We start from the raw sequence: 15,231 nt of genomic DNA, 5'->3' as shown, positions 1-15,231 counted from the left end.
CACCGGGGCGGGCCGTGGGATCGGGGCCGCGGCCGCGCGGGGGCTTTCGGAGGCGGGATTCGCCGTCGCGCTTTTGGACGTCGACGGCGAGGCGGCGTCGGCGCGGGCGGACGAGATCGGCGGGAAGGCCCTCGGCCTGCGGTGCGACGTCTCGGACGAAGCGTCCGTGCGCTCCGCGATGGCGGCGATCGTCGGGGAGTGGGGGCGGATCGACCTTCTGCACAACAACGCGGCGGTCTTCTTCGGCCTCGCCGGCGGGAACGACGGTCTGCTCGAGACGCTCGACCTCGACACCTGGCGCCGGACCCTCGACGTGAACCTGACCGGCACCTTCCTGTGCACCAAGTACGCCATGCCCCAGCTGATACAAACCGGCGGCAGCGTCGTGTGCACGGCGTCCGTGGCGGGCGCGCTGACCGGCAGCACGGTGAGCGCCTACGCGGCCAGCAAGGGCGGCCTCGCCGGGTTCGTCAGGTCACTGGCCTTGAACTACGGGCCGAAGGGCGTCCGCGCGAACGCCGTGTGCCCGGGCGCGGTGCTGACCGACATGTCCCAGCACATCCGCGAGGATCCCGGGCTGCGGCAGCGTGTCATGGACACCATCCCGGTCGGGCGGATCGCCACCGCCGAGGACGTGGCGAACGTCGTGGTGTTCCTCGCTTCCCCGGCCGCCGCTTATCTGAACGGGGTTCTCGTGCCCGTCGAGGGCGGGGTGGTGCTCGCGTGAGTCCCGTGGCCACGATGCCCGAGCTGCTCCGCCTCCGGAGTCTGGCTCGGCCTGACGACGTCTTCCTGGAGGAGGCGGGCGGCGCGCGCTGGACGAACCGGGAGTTCTACGAGGAAACCCTGAAAGTCGCCGACGCGCTGGCGACGCTCGGCGTGCGGCGGGGCGACCGGGTGGCGAGCATGCTCGACCCCGGCGCGCGGGCGCACTCGGTGTGGCTCGGCGCGTGCTGGGCCGGCGCGGTCGAGGCGCCGCTGAACGTCGACTACCGGGGCGCGCTGCTGGCCCACGCGCTCAACGACTCGCGCGCCGCGGTCCTCGTGACGACGGCGGAATACGCGGCGCGGCTTGCCGTGGTCGCGGATCGGCTCACCGCGCTGCGGACCGTCGTTTTCGTCGACGAACACGTCGAACTCCCTTGGGAGACTTGCCTTCTCGACGACCTGCTCCGCGTTGCCCATCCGGCCGAGCGGCCCGCGCCGGCCGAGTATGACCCGTATGCCGTGGTGTACACGTCGGGCACGACCGGACCGTCGAAGGGGGTGCTGACCCCGTGGGCTTCGCTGCACCTCACCGTCGAAGCGACCTTCCCCGGCGACCGGCCGGGGGAGTACCCGGGCGGTGCGATCTACTCGCCGTGGCCGGTCTTCCACGGCCTCGGCAAGTACGCCCTCGTCGTCGCCGCGGAGCTGGGGCTCCGGGTGGTGCAGCGGCCACGGTTCAGCGTCAGCGCGTTCTGGGACGACATCCGCGAGCACGGCTGCACGCACGTCCACCTGATGGGCTTCGGCGCGCTGCTGCTGAACCGGCCCGGGCGTCCCGACGACGCCGCCAACCCGCTGCGGCGCGCTGTCATGCTGCCGCTGCCCGTCCGGTTCCGGGAGTTCGAACGCCGCTTCGGCGTGCGGATCTCGACCGCGTGGGGGATGACGGAGATCGGGCTGCCCATCTCGACCGGCGATCCCGTCGACCCCGCGGCGTGTGGACGGCTGCTGCCAGGCTTCGAAGCCCGGCTCGTCGATAATCACGACTACGACGTTCCGGACGGGCAACCGGGCGAGTTCGTGATCCGCTCGACGCGGCCCTGGCGGCTGATGACGGAATACCTCGGCAGGCCCGAAGCGACGGCGCGCGCGTGGCGGAACGGGTGGCTGCACACCGGCGACATCCTCCGCCGCGACCCCAACGGGCAGTACTACTTCGTCGACCGCAAAGCCGACTACCTCCGCAGCAGGGGGCAGAACATCTCCTCGCTGGAGGTCGAGGCGACGGTCGCCGCGCATCCGGAGGTCGAGGCCTGCGCGTGCATCGGCGTGCCTTCGGAACTGGGAGAGGACGACGTGAAGGTCGTCGTCATTCGCGACGACGACTCTGGGCTCACCGAACCCGAGCTGCTCGCGTACCTGATCGAGCACCTGCCGCGCTTCATGGTGCCGCGCTACATCGAGTTCACCGACGGCCTTCCCCGGACCCCCACCGGCAAGGTGCGCAAGGCAGAACTGCGCGAAACCCCGGTCACACCGGGGACCTGGGACCGCGAAGCCGCCGGGATCGCCGTCCCGCGCTGATCCGAAAGGAAAGAAGTGACCGTACTGAACGAAGACGTCGTCGGGCGCCTGACCGAACACCTGCGCAACGACACGACGGACCTCGCGGACTCCGACCTCCGGGTGCCGATCGACCACTACGTCAGCGAGGAATGGGCCGCCGCCGAACGGGATCTGCTGCGCCGGCTGCCGGTGATCGCCGCGCGCGGATCGGAGCTGCCGAAGCCCGGCGACTTCGTCACGCGCACCATCCTGGGGCGCGCGGTGCTCATCGTCCGGCAACGCGACGGGTCGGTGCGGGTTTCGCTCAACATGTGCAAACACCGCGGCGGCCGCGTCGAGCCGGCCGACTCCGGGAACAAGCGCATCTTCATGTGCGCCTACCACGGCTGGGCCTACGGGCCGGACGGCAGCCTGCGGCACGTCCCGTACGAGGAGTCCTTCGAGCCGGTCGACAAATCCTGCAACGGGCTCACCGGTGTCCACGCCGAGGAGCGGCACGGGTTCGTCTGGGTCGACTTCTCCGGGCAAGGCAGGCCGGTGGCCGGCTGGCTCGGCCCGGCGGAGGAACAGGTCGCGTCCTTCGGGCTGGACGACGCCGTCACTTTTCTCGACCAGCGGTTCACCCTGGACATCAACTGGAAGATCGTGATGGACGGGGCCTACGACGTCCTGCATCCGAAGTTCCTGCACCCCACCGGCGTCGGCAAGATCATCGAGACCGGGACGTCGGTGTGGAAGGACTACGGCAGGCACGGGCAGCTGTTCACCCCGCGGATGAAGATGACCGCGATCGCCAAGTCCGGCGAAGACGTCGAGGGCGGCTGGAAGTACGTCGGCAGCAACCTGGTCGTCTACCCGAACTCGATGTTCATCGCCTCGCCCGACCACGTCGAGCACTGGGTCGTGTGGCCGGACGCGAAGAGCCCGTCGCGCTCGCACGTGCACATCCGGTTCCTGGTCCGCCCGGAGATCCTCGACGAGCGGATGAAGGGCCGGGTCACCCGCAGCTGGGAGATCCTGCGCGACGCCGCGCTGGAGGAGGACTGGCCGATGGCGCGCTCGATCCAGGAGAACGCGGAGGGCAACCCGGACGGCTCGTTCCTCTACGGTCGCGGCGAAGCGTCCTGCCAGCACCTGCACCGGCAGCTGATGCGCGACATCGGCGGCCGGTACGCGGGACTGTCCGGAAAGGACTCCTGATGGCGGACGTACTGCTGGTGGAGCGGCGTGACAGGGTCGCCGTGCTCACGTTGAACCGGCCGGACAAGCTCAACGCGCTGAACCAGGAACTGCACCGTGCGCTGTACGACGTCTTCGGTGAACTGGCCGGGGACGAGTCGATCGGCGCGATCGTGGTCACCGGCGCGGGCGAGCGCGCGTTTTCTGCCGGGTACGACGTCCGCGAACTGGAACCGCTCGACGAAGCCGAAACGCTGATGAGCAACCTGCGCCGTGAGCCGTACTGGGCGCGGATCTTCGACTTCCCCAAGCCGGTCGTCGCCGCGTTGAACGGGTTCACCCTCGGCGGCGGCGCGATGCTGGCGCTGTGCGCGGACGTCCGGATCGGCTGCCGGCGAACGGTGTTCCGGGTGACCGCCGTGCCGTATCTGGGCGTGATGGCGACGTGGAACCTGCCGCCGCTGGTCGGGATGGGCCGGGCGAAGGAGTGGCTGATGACCGCGCGCCCCGTCGAGGCGGACGAAGGCCTGGCCGCCGGGTTGCTCAACCACGTCGTTCCGGACGACGAGGTCGTGGCCAAGGCGATCGAGGTCGCGGCGGCCATCGCGGGACATCCGCCGGCGGCCCTGTCCGAGCTGAAGCGGCTCATCCACGACAACGCCGGGCGCTCCCTGCCCGACGGCGCCGAGGCGGAGAACTCCGTGATGCATCACGCACTGGCGCCGAAGAGCACGTCGGAGTTGTTCGCGGGGTTCCTGGCTTCGCGCGGCGACTGACCGTCACGCCATCCGCATGCGCACCGTGCGCACCCGGCGGCCTTCGTCGTCCAGGACGACGCCGATGCGTTTGGTGGTGCGGAGAACGACGGACCGGTCGATTATTTCGACGTCGCGGAGCTGGCCCTCGATCGCGGCTTCGAGGCGCGAGACATCGGGCAGCTCGCGCAGCCACACGGCCATGATCACGTTGCTGGGTCCCGCGACCTGGAGCACCGTGCGGATCTCCGGCAGGCTGCCCAGGCGCGGGCTGATCTTGTCGGTGGCGGTGGACGGCACGCGCAGGAAGAACCAGGCGTAGATCGGCCAGCCGCTCGCCCGGCTCTGCAGTTCGGTGCGCAGCGTGACGCGCCGCGAACGGAGCATGGCGCGAAGGAGGTCACGGGCGCGCCGGACCGGCAGCCCCGTGCGCGCGGCCAGTTCCGTCGCCGGGATGCGGGCGTCCTCGACGAGACAGTCGAGGATCGCGCGCTCGGTGTCGGTCAGATCCGCCGCCGCGGTGGCCGCGGCCGGTGCCTTCGGTTCGGTGAGCCGGGCGACCTGGGATTCGGTCAGGTCCGGCAGCCGCCAGCGTGCGCCCTCGGCGATGACGCGGGTGACGATGTGCGTGCGCACCGACCGCGCGTGTTCGAGCGAACCCAGCCTGTGCAACAGATAGTCGGTCAGGCTCGTGTTGTCCGGTGCGGTGACGGTGAGCAGCAGGTCGCGCCCGCCGGAGGTGATGTCGATCGTCGCGCATTCCGGATCGTCGACCAGCCGGCGCGCGACGGCGAGCGAGTTCCCGGCGCTCTCGATCTCGACGAGCGCGAGCGGGCCCGTCCACCCCGGGCGCCCGACGTACGCGGTGACCCATGCCGTGCCGGACTCGCGCAGCCGCTCCCATCGCCGCGCGACCGTGACCGCGTCCACGCCGAGTACCGACGCCACCTGCGTCCACGACGCACGCGGGCTGACCTGCAGCGCGTTGACGAGCAAGCGGTCCAGCTCGTCGAGGCGGACCTTATCCTGCATCACCACACGATATCCGAGCCGGATCCTGCAAGCAGCTGCGCGAACGGCGCTGGGAATCTGAACATCGACGGAACTTCCTCGTCGGATCCCGCCCTGGAGTGTGCCGATGTCCACCAGTCCCCCCGTCGCCGTCGCCACGCCCTCACCGCCGCGGACGGCCTCGCTCGTCGGTTTCCTCGTCGTGATGGAGCTGGCCTCCGGGCTCACGCAGGGCTGGATTTCGCCCCTGCTGTCCAGCTTCGTCGAGCGCTACGGCCTCACGTCGGCCGACGCGAACTGGATCACCGCTTCCGCCCTGCTGTCCACAGTGGTCTGTGTGCCGCTGCTGTCCAAACTCGGCGACATCTACGGCCACAAGAGGCTTCTGGCCGTCGCCGCGTCGTGCGTCGCGCTCGGTTCGGTCATCGTCGCTATCGCGCCTGACTTCGGGCTGCTGCTCGCCGGCCGCGTGCTGCAGGGCGCGATCACCGCGTTCCTGCCGCTGGAGTTCGCCATCGTCCGGGAACGCGCGGGGGAGCGGGCCGGCCGGGGGATCGGCCTGCTCGTCGGCGCGCTCACCATCGGCGCGAGCCTCGGCCTGCTGCTCGCGGGCGTCGCGAAGCAGTACCTGAGCCTGTCCGCGACGCTGTGGATCCCCGCGGTCCTGATGATCCTCGCCATCGTCGTCCTGCTGTTCCTCGTGCCCGAGACGACGACACGCAAAACCGGGGGCGTCGACTGGCTCGGCGCGGCCCTGCTCGGCGGCGGCCTGGTGCTTTTCCTTGGCGCGCTGGGAAATGGCGCGCGGTGGGGCTGGACGGACGCCCGCACGCTGACCGGCATGCTCGGCGGTCTCGCGGTGCTCGTGCTGTGGGTGTGGGTGGAACAGCGGGTGCGGCATCCGCTCGTCGACCTCGCGCTGTTGCGCGGCGGCGGGCAGGGGCTGCCACTGCTGACCGCGTTCGTGTTCGGCGCGCACCTGTTCGGCAGTTCCGCGCCCAACTCGGTTTTTCTGGCCACCAAACCGCGGAGCACCGGGTTCGGTCTCGGCCTCGCCGGTTCGGCGCTCGGCGGCGCGCTGCTGGTCCTTGGCGCCACGATGTTCCTCGGCACGGCGCTCGCCGCGTGGCTGACCAAGCGCCTCGGCAGACCGCGACGCTGGTGATCGGCGCGCTGCTCTCGGCGCTGTCCTACCTCGCCACCGCGGCGTTCCACGACAGCCTGCCCCCGTTCCTGCTCTGGCAGGCCGGGCTCGGACTGGGCGGCGGTCTCGTCGCCGCCGTGCTGCCGACGATCGTCGTCCAGCGGGCGCCCCGTGACTCGGTCGGGATTGCTTCGGGGCTGTACAACGCGGGCCGCACGGCCGCCGGTTCGGTCGCCGGTGCGGTGTTCGCCGCGGTGATGTCGGGGCTGGTGATCACGGTGAGCGGGAAGACGGTCTCGGCGGAATCGTCCTATGTGGTCGTTTGGATCATCTGTGCCGCGCTTTCCCTTGCTGTCGCCGGGCTTTCGATCGCGCTCGCGCGGGGTGCCACGGAGTGAGCGTGCCGTGACCGTCCCTCTTACCGAACCGCGAAGGAGTGTCCTATGACGACAGATCCGCGCGCCCGGATCATCGAGATCATCGATGAGCGCGCACCGCAGCTGATCGAACTCAGCCACGCCATCCACGCCAACCCCGAACTGTCCTATGAGGAGCGTGACGCCGCTCGCCTCGTCGCACGGGCCGCCGAAGCCGCGGGGTTCGCCACCGAGGTCGGCGCCTACGGGGTGAAGACGGCCGTGGAAGCCGTTGCGGGGGAAGGGGACCTGACCGTCGTGGTGTGCGCCGAGTACGACGCGCTCCCGGACATCGGGCACGCGTGCGGGCACAACATGATCGCCGCCACCGGCGTGGGTGCCGCGATCGCGCTGAAAGCCGTCGCCGCCGAGGCCGGCCTGCGGGTGAAACTCCTGGGCACGCCCGCGGAGGAACACGGCGGCGGCAAGGTGGACCTCCTGCTCGCCGGGGCCTGGGAGGACGCCGCGTTCTCGATGATGGTCCACGGCAGCACCGGAGCCGATGCCCCGTGCGACGCCATGCACAGCACCGCGGTCGAGCGGATCGAGGTCGAATTCACCGGCCGCGCCGCGCACGCCGCCGGTTTCCCGGAGCAGGGCATCAACGCCGGAGCCGCCGCGACGGTGGCGCTCACCGCGCTCGGCCTGTTGCGCCAGCAGCTCACCCGCGACGTGAACGTCAACGCCTTCATCTCGCACGGCGGCGAAGCCACCAACATCATCCCGGCGCGCACCGTGATCCAGCTCGAGGTCCGCGCCTACGACCTCGACGAGTGGCGCGACGCCCGCAGGCGCGTGCTCGCCTGCTTCGAGGCGGGCGCGCTCGCCACGGGCTGCGAATGGAAGTACCGCCGTACCGAAAACCCTTACGCCCCACTGGCTCCGCACGCCGGGATCGCGGCGGTGTGGAACCGCAACCTGGAGGGGCTCGGCCGCACGCTGGACCCCGGCCGCGTCTTCGGCGGCGGCTCGACCGACATGGGCAACGTGTCCCAGGTGCTGCCCGCCATCCACCCCATGGTCGCCATCGAGGGCAGCGACGCCGTCGGCCACCACGCCGACTTCGCCGCCGCCGCGGCGACTCCGGCCGCGGACAAGGCCGTGCTCGATGGCGCGAAAGCACTGGCGCTCACCGCGCTCGATGTCGCGCTCGACGGAACGTTGCGCTCGGAACTGCTGGAACTGCGGCGAAACCGCCCGGCCGGTGCCACCCGCAAAACCCTCGAAGCCTGAGAAGGAGCCCCGCGCCATGACCTCAGTGAGTGCACTGCGACCCCTCGTCGCGGAACTCGCCCCCGAATTCCACGCGCTCAGCGACGCCATCTGGGACCACCCGCAGCTGCGCTGGGAGGAACACGACGCCGCCGCCCGCCACCTCGCGATCGTCGAGCGGGAGGGTTTCGCCGTCACCCGCGACATCGGCGGGATTCCCACGGCGTTCCAAGCGGAAAAGGGCACCGAAGGCCCGGTCGTCGCCTTCCTCGGCGAGTACGACGCGCTGGCCGGGCTCAGCCAGCAGTCCGGTTCCGCCGTGCCCGGTCCTGATCCGGGCAACATCACCGGGCACGGACACGGCTGCGGGCATCACATGCTCGGCGCCGGCTCGCTGCTCGCCGCGGTCTCGCTCGCCCGGCACCTCGAACAGCGCGATCTTCCCGGGCGTGTGCGGTATTACGGTTGTCCCGCCGAGGAAGCCGCCGCCGGCAAGTCCTTCATGGCGGCGGCCGGGGCGTTCGACGACGTGGACGCCGCGCTCACCTGGCATCCGGCCGGCGGCACCGGCACCATCTCGACGCAGGGCCGGTGTCTCGCCTACGTGCAGGCGCATTTCCGGTTCACCGGCGTCGCCGCGCACGCCGGGGTGTCGCCGCACCTCGGCCGCAGCGCGCTGGACGCGGCCGAACTGATGAACGTGGGCGTGAACTTCCTGCGCGAGCACATGGCCGACAGTTCCCGGATCCACTACGCCTTCACCGACGCCGGTGGCGAATCGCCGAACGTCGTCCCTGCCACGTCCGAGGTCTACTACCTCGTGCGGGCGGAAACCGTGCCCGCGATGCAGGAGCTGTACGACCGGGTGGTCGCGATCGCGCGCGGTGCCGCGCAGATGACGTCGACCGAGGTCGAGGTGCGGCTGGACGGTGCCAGCGCGGAGATCCTGCCCAACCGCGTGCTCGAAGAAGCCTTGCACGGCACGCTGATCGAGGTCGGCGGCGTCCCGTTCGACGAGGCAGACCAGGAACGCGCCGCCGCTTTCAGCGCGGGCTTCGAGGCGGGAGAGGTGCGGCGCGCCCGGGTGGCGGCCGGGATGGCCGCGGGGGACGCGCGCTGCCTGCACGACGGGGTGCCGGAGCTGGCCGCGCCCGAGCACCGCCACCTCAACGCGGGGTCGAGCGACGTCGGGGACGTCAGCTGGATCACCCCGACCGTGCAGATCCTCAGCAGCGCGGTGGCGCTCGGAACTCCTTGGCACACCTGGCAATACGTCGCGCAGGGCAAGCTCCCCGCCGCGCACAAGGCCATCACGCACGCGGCCACGGTGATCGCCGCGACGGCGCTGGACCTGCTCGCCGATCCGGCGCTGCTGGCCGCGGCCCGGGCCGAGCACGCGGCGACCCTGAAGGAAACCCCTTACGTGTGCCCGATTCCGGACGGGATGCTCGCGCCGCCCGCGCGGGTCAGTCCGCCGTCTGCCCTCCGTCGATGAGGTGCTCGGCGCCGGTGATGTAGGACGACGCGTCGGATGCGAGGAACACGACCAGCTGCGAGACCTCCCGGGGTTCGGCCATACGCCGCAATGGAACGTCTTTGTTCAGCACGTCGATCGCCTCCTGCGGCACGGTGTCCCGCAGCATCGGCGTCAGCACCCCGCCAGGGTGCACGGAGTTCACGCGCACCTTTTGCGGCCCGAACTGGACGGCGGCGGCCTTTGTCAGACCGCGCACGGCGAACTTCGCCGCCGTGTAGGCCGGGTTGGGCACGTCGATCTGGTGCACGAACCCGGCGACCGAGGAGATGTTGACGACCGAGCCGCCGCCCGCGTCGATCATGCCGGGGATGACGGCACGCATCCCGTAGAAAACGCCGTGCTGGTCGATCGCGATGGTCTTCAGGTAGTCCTCTGTGGACATGTCCGCCACGGTGGCCGTGGGCCCGGCGAACCCGGCGTTGTTGACCAGCACGGTCACCGGGCCGAACCGCGCGGTCGCGGCCCGTACGACCTCGTCCCACGAGTCCGGGTCGGTCACGTCGTGCCGCAGGAACAAGGCGTTCTCGCCGAGTTCCGCGGCGAGTTTCGCGCCCGCCTCTTCGTTGACGTCCGTCAGGGCGACCTTCGCGCCCTCTTCGACGAACACCCGCGCGTGCTCCGCGCCCATCCCGCTGGCCGCGCCCGTGATGATCGCGACCTTGCCGTCCAGCTTCGTCATGAGTTCAGGCTACGCCTATCGGACAGTGTCCGTTAGGATCGGAAGATGACTTCGACGACCAGGCGGCTCGACGGCAAGGGCGTCCGGCTGGCCGCCGACTGGGCCGGCCCGGCGGACGGGCCCGCGGTGGTACTGCTGCACGGCGGCGGTCAGACCCGGCATTCATGGGGCGAGACGGTGGAAGCGTTGGTGCGCAACGGGTTCCTCACCGTCAACGTCGATCTGCGCGGCCACGGCGAGAGCGAGTGGGCGTCCGATGGGGACTATTCGGCGACCACGATCGCCGACGACATCCGCGCCATCGCGGCGGAGCTGGCCCGGCCGGTCGCGCTGGTGGGCGCGTCGATGGGCGGGCGCGCGGCGTTGCTCGCGGCGGGGGAGGAGCCGGCGGTGGACTGCGCCGGGCTCGTGCTCGTCGACGTGACGCCGCGGATGAGCGCGGCCGGGCGGCGGCAGGTGGTCGAGTTCATGCGCGGCGGGCTCGACGGGTTCGTGACGCTGGAAGACGCGGCCGCGGCGGTTTCGCGGTATCTGCCGCATCGCCCGCCGGTCAAAGACACCCGTGGGCTGGCGAAGAACCTGCGCCGGGGCGAGGACGGCCGCTGGCGCTGGCACTGGGACCCCGCGCTCGTCGACCACCCCGGCTACGACCCCGAGGACGACCCGGCGCGGTTCGAGGCCGCCGCGGCCCGCGTCACGGCGCCGTTCCTGCTCGTGCGGGGTGGCAGCAGTGAACTCGTCGAGCCCGAACACGTCCGGGCTTTCCTCGATGTCGCGCCCCAGGCGGAGTTCGCCGAAGTGGGCAAGGCGCGGCACATGGTGGCCGGTGACCGCAACCAGGAATTCACGGACGTCATCCGCGAATTCCTGGCGCGCGGTCTCTAGTCCTCTTCCAGCGGGACGGGGACGACGGGGCCGAGGACGGCGCCGCCGTCGATGACGAACTCCGAGCCGGTGCTGTAGGTGGCATCGGCGAGGAGGTAGATCATCAGCGCGGTGACCTCGGCGGTGCGGCCCTTACGCGGAATCGGTTGCGCCACATAGGATTCCTCGGTCACCTCGGTGGTCATCGGCGTTTCGACGACGCCGGGGTGCACCGACACCACGCGGATTCCCTGCTGCGCGAACTCCAGGGCGGCGGCCTTCGTCAGGCCACGCACGCCCCACTTCGACGCGACGTACGCCGGCTCGGCGGCGAATCCCTGCAGGCCGGCCGTGGACGACACGTTCACGACCACGCCGCCGCGCCCGGTCTTGAGCATCGACGGCAGGATCTCCCTGATCCCGATGAACTGCGCGGTCAGGTTGATGTCCAGCACCCGCCGCCATTCCGCGGTCGTGGTCTTCAGCCAGGGCTTGAACTGCACGACACCGGCGTTGTTGATCAGCGCGTCGACGGGGCCGAACGCCTCCTCGGTGGCCGCGATCGCGTCCTTCCACGACTGCTCGTCGGTCACGTCGAGGTGCACGAACAACGCGGGCTTGCCCAGTTCGTCGGCGAGCGCGCGGCCGTCGTCGTCGAGCACGTCGCCGATCACGACCTTCGCGCCCTCCGCGACGAGGCCGCGTACATGCGAGGCGCCCATGCCGCGGGCGCCGCCGGTGACGAGGACGACGAAATCGGTCAGTCTGTCCATTGTGGAACTCCCTATTTCTTGGGTGCGCCGGTGAGATACGGCGGAAGCAGATCGCGCAGCCGGTTCGCGAGCAGGTCGACGCTCTCCTCGCGGCCGCCGCGCAGCCACTGGGCGATCACGCCCATCACGCCCGCGGCCACGTACCGGGCGGCGGTGTCGACGTCGACGTGCTTCGGCAGGTTGCGCAGGCTCCTCAGCGTCTCCCGGTTCCGTTGCGTGAAGGCGTCTTCGACGGCGGAGAAGAACGGAGTCGATTCGGAGCTGAGCAGGCGCTCGTAGACGGTCGCGCGCACGGCGATGAACTCGATGACCTCGCGCAGCGACTCGAGGCTCGTGCCGTACGGGTCGCCGGGGCGGCTCTCGGCGTCGGTCAGCCCGACCTCTTCGAAGTAGTCGGTCATCGCGGCCATGGCCAGCGCGTCGACGCCGGAGAAATGCGCGTAGAACGAGGTGCGGTTGACCCCGGCCCGCCCGACCACGTCCTTGACCTTGAGGTCGGTGGCGCCCTCGGCGGCCAGCTCGAGGAAGGCCGTGACCAGTCTTTCGCGGGTGCGCTGCGCTCGCGCGTCCCCGCTGGTGATCATGCGTTCCCGCAGATCAGCCTGCTGTTCCTTCTCGTGTGGCACCCTGCAAGCATACACCGCTAACGGACAGTGTCCGTTAGCGGTGTATGTGTTCCTGAGATTAGACCAGATCAGCCGAACACCGGAAAGGTGTTGCGGATGTCGACGGTGTCCGGGATGTCGAAGTAGCCGATCCGGTTGCCGGTGAACTCACCGAAGTAGATCTTGCCCGGGACCGTGTTGTTCAGGTCGCAGGGCGAGGAGTACGGCGTCGGCGTGTTCAGCTCGTGGTACTCCCCGGTGTTCACGTCCAGCTGGCCCACCTGGTTGCCCAGGGTGAAGGTGCCCTGCATGATGTACAGCTTGCCGTCGCTGCCGAACCGCAGCTGGCCGGGGTTGGGCAGCGGGTTGCCGGTGCCGACGTTGCTGGGCAGGCCCTTGCGCAGGGCGAGCAGGTCGTACTCCTTGATCTGGCCGGTCGCGAAGTCCAGCCTGCCGACCTTGTTCGCGAGCGTCTCGCCGAAGTACAGGTACTTGTCGTCCGGCGACACGGACAGCCCCGCGGGCAGCGCGGCCGGGGTGGGGATCGTGTACTCGGTCAGCTTGTGCGTGGAGATGTCGAACAGGCCGATCTTGTTGCCGGTGCCCTCGGCGATCGCGATCGTGTCGCCGGGGCCCTTCTCCATCGCCAGCGGCCCGGACAGCGGCGTGGTGATCGGCCACTGCTGCCACTGGCCGGTCCGCGTGTCGTAGCTGCCGATGTAGTTCAGCCCGATCGAGGCGAAGTACAGCTTGCCGTCCTTGCCGAAGCTGTTGTCGAACGGCACGCCGAGCCCGGTGTTCAGATCGGACAGCGTCGGGATCCCGACCGGGCCGATGTTGCCCCAGGGGAACGGGAACGTGTCGATTTTCCGGGTGACCGGGTCGAGCCGGCCGAGGCCGTTGCCGCCCGTTTCGACGAACCAGATCTTGCCGTCGGGACCTTTGTTCTGCCCGCCGGGCAGTCCGAGGAGATTCGGCAGCGGGACCTCGCTGACCGCGCCGGTCGCGGGATCCACGTTGCCGTAACGGTTTCCGACGAACTGGTCCGTCCACAGCTTGCCCTGGTCGTCGGTGACCACCTCACAGGGAAGGCTGGCGAGCGTGGGGAACGGGGCGAATTCCTTGATCGGCCCGGCGCCGTTGACCGTGCCGGTGTCGGCCGAGGCGGCCGGGACGAGTGCGGTCGTGCCGGCGATCAGCGCGGCCCCGGCCACCGCGGTGGCCATCCGGCGTTTTCTGGTTGATGTTCGCACTGCGGCGTCCTTCCAGTGGCTTCGTTGACATGGTGGAGATGGATCGGCGCCGACCCCTGTCCGCCGATCGGGCGGACGCTATCACATAATCTTTACAAAGATTGACGGGTTAACCCATTCGTGTGTCCAGTTGCGACTCCTGCGGAAGTTGTTCCGTCCCTTCGGTTTCCGGCCTGTTCCGGCCCGCGATCACGACCCCGGCCAGGCCGAGTACGGCGAGCGCGACGAGCATGACGCCGAGCGCGGCTTTCGCGTTGCTCGTATAGGAAAGCTGCACGGCCAGCAGGGGAATGCAGGCCGCGCCGAGCATGTTGCCGAACTCGCGCGCCAGTCCCATGCCGCTGTAGCGGTACCGGGCGGGGAAGAGCTCGGCGACCAGCGGCCCGGCGGGCGCGACGATCGCGGACGCGGCGACCCCGTTGCCGAGGAACATCGCCAGCCACAGCCCCATCGGCCAGTCCGGCCGGATCAGCGCGAAGTTGGGGAACGCCAGCGCGCCCGAGGCCACCATGCCGATCGTGATCACCGTGCGGCGGCCCCAGAGATCGGACAGGATGCCGAACACCGGGATCAGCAGACCGCAGGAGACCTGGGCGACGATGAGCCCGATGAAGGTGTCGTTACTGGACAGTCCGATGTGGTTGCCCGCGTAGGAGACGACGAAGACCAGGTAGAAATAGCCGAACCCGGTCTGCGCGGTGACGATCGCGACGATGGCCGCGATCGCGCCGGGGCGGTGGCGCAGGATGTCGCGCAGCGGGGTGCGCGCCTTGCGCTCGATGGTCTTGAAGCTCGGGGTTTCCGGGAGCCGGATCCGCAGCCAGAGTCCGTAGGACACCAGGACGAGGCTGAGCAGGAACGGGATGCGCCAGCCCCAGTCGAGGAACTGCGCGGACGTCAGTGAACTCGACACGGCCAGCATGATCACGGAACCGAGCATCCCGCCGAACGAGGCGCCGGCCGCCGGCAGCGAACCGAGCAGGCCGCGCCGCCGCTTCGGGGCGAACTCGACGGCGACCAGGGTGGCCCCGCCGAACTCGCCGCTCGCGCCGATGCCCTGCAGGATCCGCAGCAGTACCAGGAGAACGGGCGCGAGCCAGCCGATGGTGGCGTGCCCGGGGATCAGCCCGACGCAGGCGGTCGCGATCCCCATCGTCAGCAGGGTGAAGATCAGCACGCGCTGCCGTCCGACGCGGTCGCCGAGGCTGCCGAGGAACGACCCCATCAGCGGCCGCACCAGGAACGCGATGCTGAACGTGGCGATCGACTGGAGCGAGGCCAGGAACGGCGACGCGCCGGGGAAGAAGACCTTCGGGAAGACGGTCGCGGCGGCGGTGGCGTAGAGGCTGAAGTCGTAGTACTCCAGCACCGAGCCGAAGAACGCCGCGGTTCCCGCCTTCCGGCGCACTTTCGGTTGCACCGCAGCGGTTTCAGGATGGGGCATCGTTGCTCCGTTTCCGGGGGACCGCCCGGCGGCGAGCGCGCCGGGCCTGGGAAATACGTGTTTCGAACCAGTTCGGGCACGCCTG

At 70.0% G+C, this 15,231-nt stretch carries 15 protein-coding genes; 9 read left to right on the top strand and 6 right to left on the bottom strand.

Annotation, left to right across the window (positions count from 1 at the left end; translation table 11 throughout):
• The 4 genes from FPZ12_RS25545 to FPZ12_RS25530 form a co-directional block, all read left to right on the top strand.
• Nucleotides 1-727 (top strand): SDR family NAD(P)-dependent oxidoreductase (locus FPZ12_RS25545; protein ID WP_150980499.1); only part of this gene is annotated, 727 nt, incomplete at its 5' end.
• The gene (locus FPZ12_RS25540; protein ID WP_144748910.1) at nt 724-2,292 is read left to right on the top strand and encodes an AMP-binding protein; all 1,569 of its coding nucleotides are present in this window, start codon (nt 724-726) and stop codon (nt 2,290-2,292) included. The genes FPZ12_RS25545 and FPZ12_RS25540, both read left to right, overlap by 4 nt.
• Nucleotides 2,293-2,307: 15 nt before the next feature.
• A complete protein-coding gene (locus FPZ12_RS25535; protein WP_144748909.1) occupies nt 2,308-3,474 on the top strand; it encodes an aromatic ring-hydroxylating oxygenase subunit alpha in 1,167 nt (388 codons plus the stop codon).
• Nucleotides 3,474-4,229: an enoyl-CoA hydratase/isomerase family protein gene (locus FPZ12_RS25530; protein WP_144748908.1), complete on the top strand. Its 756-nt coding sequence runs from the start codon at nt 3,474-3,476 to the stop codon at nt 4,227-4,229. The genes FPZ12_RS25535 and FPZ12_RS25530 overlap by 1 nt, the downstream gene beginning before the upstream one ends.
• A gap of 3 nt (nt 4,230-4,232) precedes the next feature.
• Here FPZ12_RS25530 and FPZ12_RS25525 read toward each other — a convergent pair whose 3' ends face one another.
• Nucleotides 4,233-5,240, bottom strand: a complete 1,008-nt coding sequence (locus tag FPZ12_RS25525; protein WP_144748907.1) for an Lrp/AsnC family transcriptional regulator — start codon at nt 5,238-5,240, stop codon at nt 4,233-4,235.
• A gap of 106 nt (nt 5,241-5,346) precedes the next feature.
• Here FPZ12_RS25525 and FPZ12_RS25520 point away from each other — a divergent pair, with 106 nt between their 5' ends.
• From FPZ12_RS25520 to FPZ12_RS25505, 4 genes are read left to right on the top strand one after another with little or no spacing between them, the layout of a single operon-like run.
• Complete coding sequence (locus tag FPZ12_RS25520; protein ID WP_144748906.1) at nt 5,347-6,384, top strand: MFS transporter; 1,038 nt, start codon at nt 5,347-5,349, stop codon at nt 6,382-6,384.
• Complete coding sequence (locus FPZ12_RS25515) at nt 6,345-6,761, top strand: MFS transporter (RefSeq protein WP_144748905.1); 417 nt, start codon at nt 6,345-6,347, stop codon at nt 6,759-6,761. The genes FPZ12_RS25520 and FPZ12_RS25515 overlap by 40 nt, the downstream gene beginning before the upstream one ends.
• Nucleotides 6,762-6,806: 45 nt before the next feature.
• On the top strand, nt 6,807-8,012 hold the full coding sequence (locus FPZ12_RS25510; RefSeq protein ID WP_144748904.1) for an amidohydrolase: 1,206 nt from the start codon (nt 6,807-6,809) through the stop codon (nt 8,010-8,012).
• A gap of 16 nt (nt 8,013-8,028) precedes the next feature.
• Nucleotides 8,029-9,486, top strand: a complete 1,458-nt coding sequence (locus FPZ12_RS25505) for an amidohydrolase (protein ID WP_144748903.1) — start codon at nt 8,029-8,031, stop codon at nt 9,484-9,486.
• Here FPZ12_RS25505 and FPZ12_RS25500 read toward each other — a convergent pair.
• A complete protein-coding gene (locus tag FPZ12_RS25500; protein ID WP_144748902.1) occupies nt 9,458-10,207 on the bottom strand; it encodes a glucose 1-dehydrogenase in 750 nt (249 codons plus the stop codon). The genes FPZ12_RS25505 and FPZ12_RS25500 overlap by 29 nt on opposite strands.
• 45 nt (nt 10,208-10,252) lie before the next feature.
• Between FPZ12_RS25500 and FPZ12_RS25495 the strand changes: the two genes are divergently transcribed.
• Entirely contained in the window at nt 10,253-11,092 is an 840-nt protein-coding gene (locus FPZ12_RS25495; protein ID WP_144748901.1) for an alpha/beta fold hydrolase, read from the top strand.
• On the opposite strand, the gene FPZ12_RS25490 is transcribed toward FPZ12_RS25495, so the two are convergent.
• The 4 genes from FPZ12_RS25490 to FPZ12_RS25475 form a co-directional block, all read right to left on the bottom strand.
• Nucleotides 11,089-11,844 (bottom strand): SDR family NAD(P)-dependent oxidoreductase, encoded by a 756-nt coding sequence (locus FPZ12_RS25490; RefSeq protein ID WP_144748900.1) that lies wholly within the window; start codon nt 11,842-11,844, stop codon nt 11,089-11,091. The two genes, FPZ12_RS25495 and FPZ12_RS25490, sit on opposite strands and share 4 nt — an antisense overlap.
• An 11-nt stretch (nt 11,845-11,855) precedes the next feature.
• Complete coding sequence (locus FPZ12_RS25485) at nt 11,856-12,470, bottom strand: TetR/AcrR family transcriptional regulator (RefSeq protein WP_144748899.1); 615 nt, start codon at nt 12,468-12,470, stop codon at nt 11,856-11,858.
• A 68-nt stretch (nt 12,471-12,538) separates the two neighbouring features.
• The gene (locus FPZ12_RS25480; RefSeq protein WP_144748898.1) at nt 12,539-13,675 is read right to left on the bottom strand and encodes a Vgb family protein; all 1,137 of its coding nucleotides are present in this window, start codon (nt 13,673-13,675) and stop codon (nt 12,539-12,541) included.
• A 136-nt stretch (nt 13,676-13,811) separates the two neighbouring features.
• Nucleotides 13,812-15,146 (bottom strand): MFS transporter, encoded by a 1,335-nt coding sequence (locus FPZ12_RS25475; protein ID WP_144748897.1) that lies wholly within the window; start codon nt 15,144-15,146, stop codon nt 13,812-13,814.
• Nucleotides 15,147-15,231 lie beyond the last annotated feature (85 nt).

It is taken from the genome of Amycolatopsis acidicola (assembly GCF_007713735.2).
GTDB classification, from domain to species: Bacteria; Actinomycetota; Actinomycetes; order Mycobacteriales; family Pseudonocardiaceae; genus Amycolatopsis_E; species Amycolatopsis_E acidicola.
The sequence above is the reverse complement of the archived record's forward strand: the minus strand, read 5'-3'. Positions and strand labels throughout refer to the sequence as shown.

Excerpts from the sequence above, each read along its gene's own strand:
- FPZ12_RS25510 (WP_144748904.1), top strand. The coding sequence starts at position 6,807 with ATGACGACAGATCCGCGCGCCCGGATCATCGAGATCATCGATGAGCGC.
- FPZ12_RS25500 (WP_144748902.1), bottom strand. The coding sequence starts at position 10,207 with ATGACGAAGCTGGACGGCAAGGTCGCGATCATCACGGGCGCGGCCAGC.
- FPZ12_RS25480 (WP_144748898.1), bottom strand. The coding sequence starts at position 13,675 with ATGGCCACCGCGGTGGCCGGGGCCGCGCTGATCGCCGGCACGACCGCA.
- FPZ12_RS25475 (WP_144748897.1), bottom strand. The coding sequence starts at position 15,146 with ATGCCCCATCCTGAAACCGCTGCGGTGCAACCGAAAGTGCGCCGGAAG.
- FPZ12_RS25505 (WP_144748903.1), top strand. The coding sequence starts at position 8,029 with ATGACCTCAGTGAGTGCACTGCGACCCCTCGTCGCGGAACTCGCCCCC.
- FPZ12_RS25495 (WP_144748901.1), top strand. The coding sequence starts at position 10,253 with ATGACTTCGACGACCAGGCGGCTCGACGGCAAGGGCGTCCGGCTGGCC.
- FPZ12_RS25525 (WP_144748907.1), bottom strand. The coding sequence starts at position 5,240 with ATGCAGGATAAGGTCCGCCTCGACGAGCTGGACCGCTTGCTCGTCAAC.
- FPZ12_RS25530 (WP_144748908.1), top strand. The coding sequence starts at position 3,474 with ATGGCGGACGTACTGCTGGTGGAGCGGCGTGACAGGGTCGCCGTGCTC.
- FPZ12_RS25520 (WP_144748906.1), top strand. The coding sequence starts at position 5,347 with ATGTCCACCAGTCCCCCCGTCGCCGTCGCCACGCCCTCACCGCCGCGG.
- FPZ12_RS25490 (WP_144748900.1), bottom strand. The coding sequence starts at position 11,844 with ATGGACAGACTGACCGATTTCGTCGTCCTCGTCACCGGCGGCGCCCGC.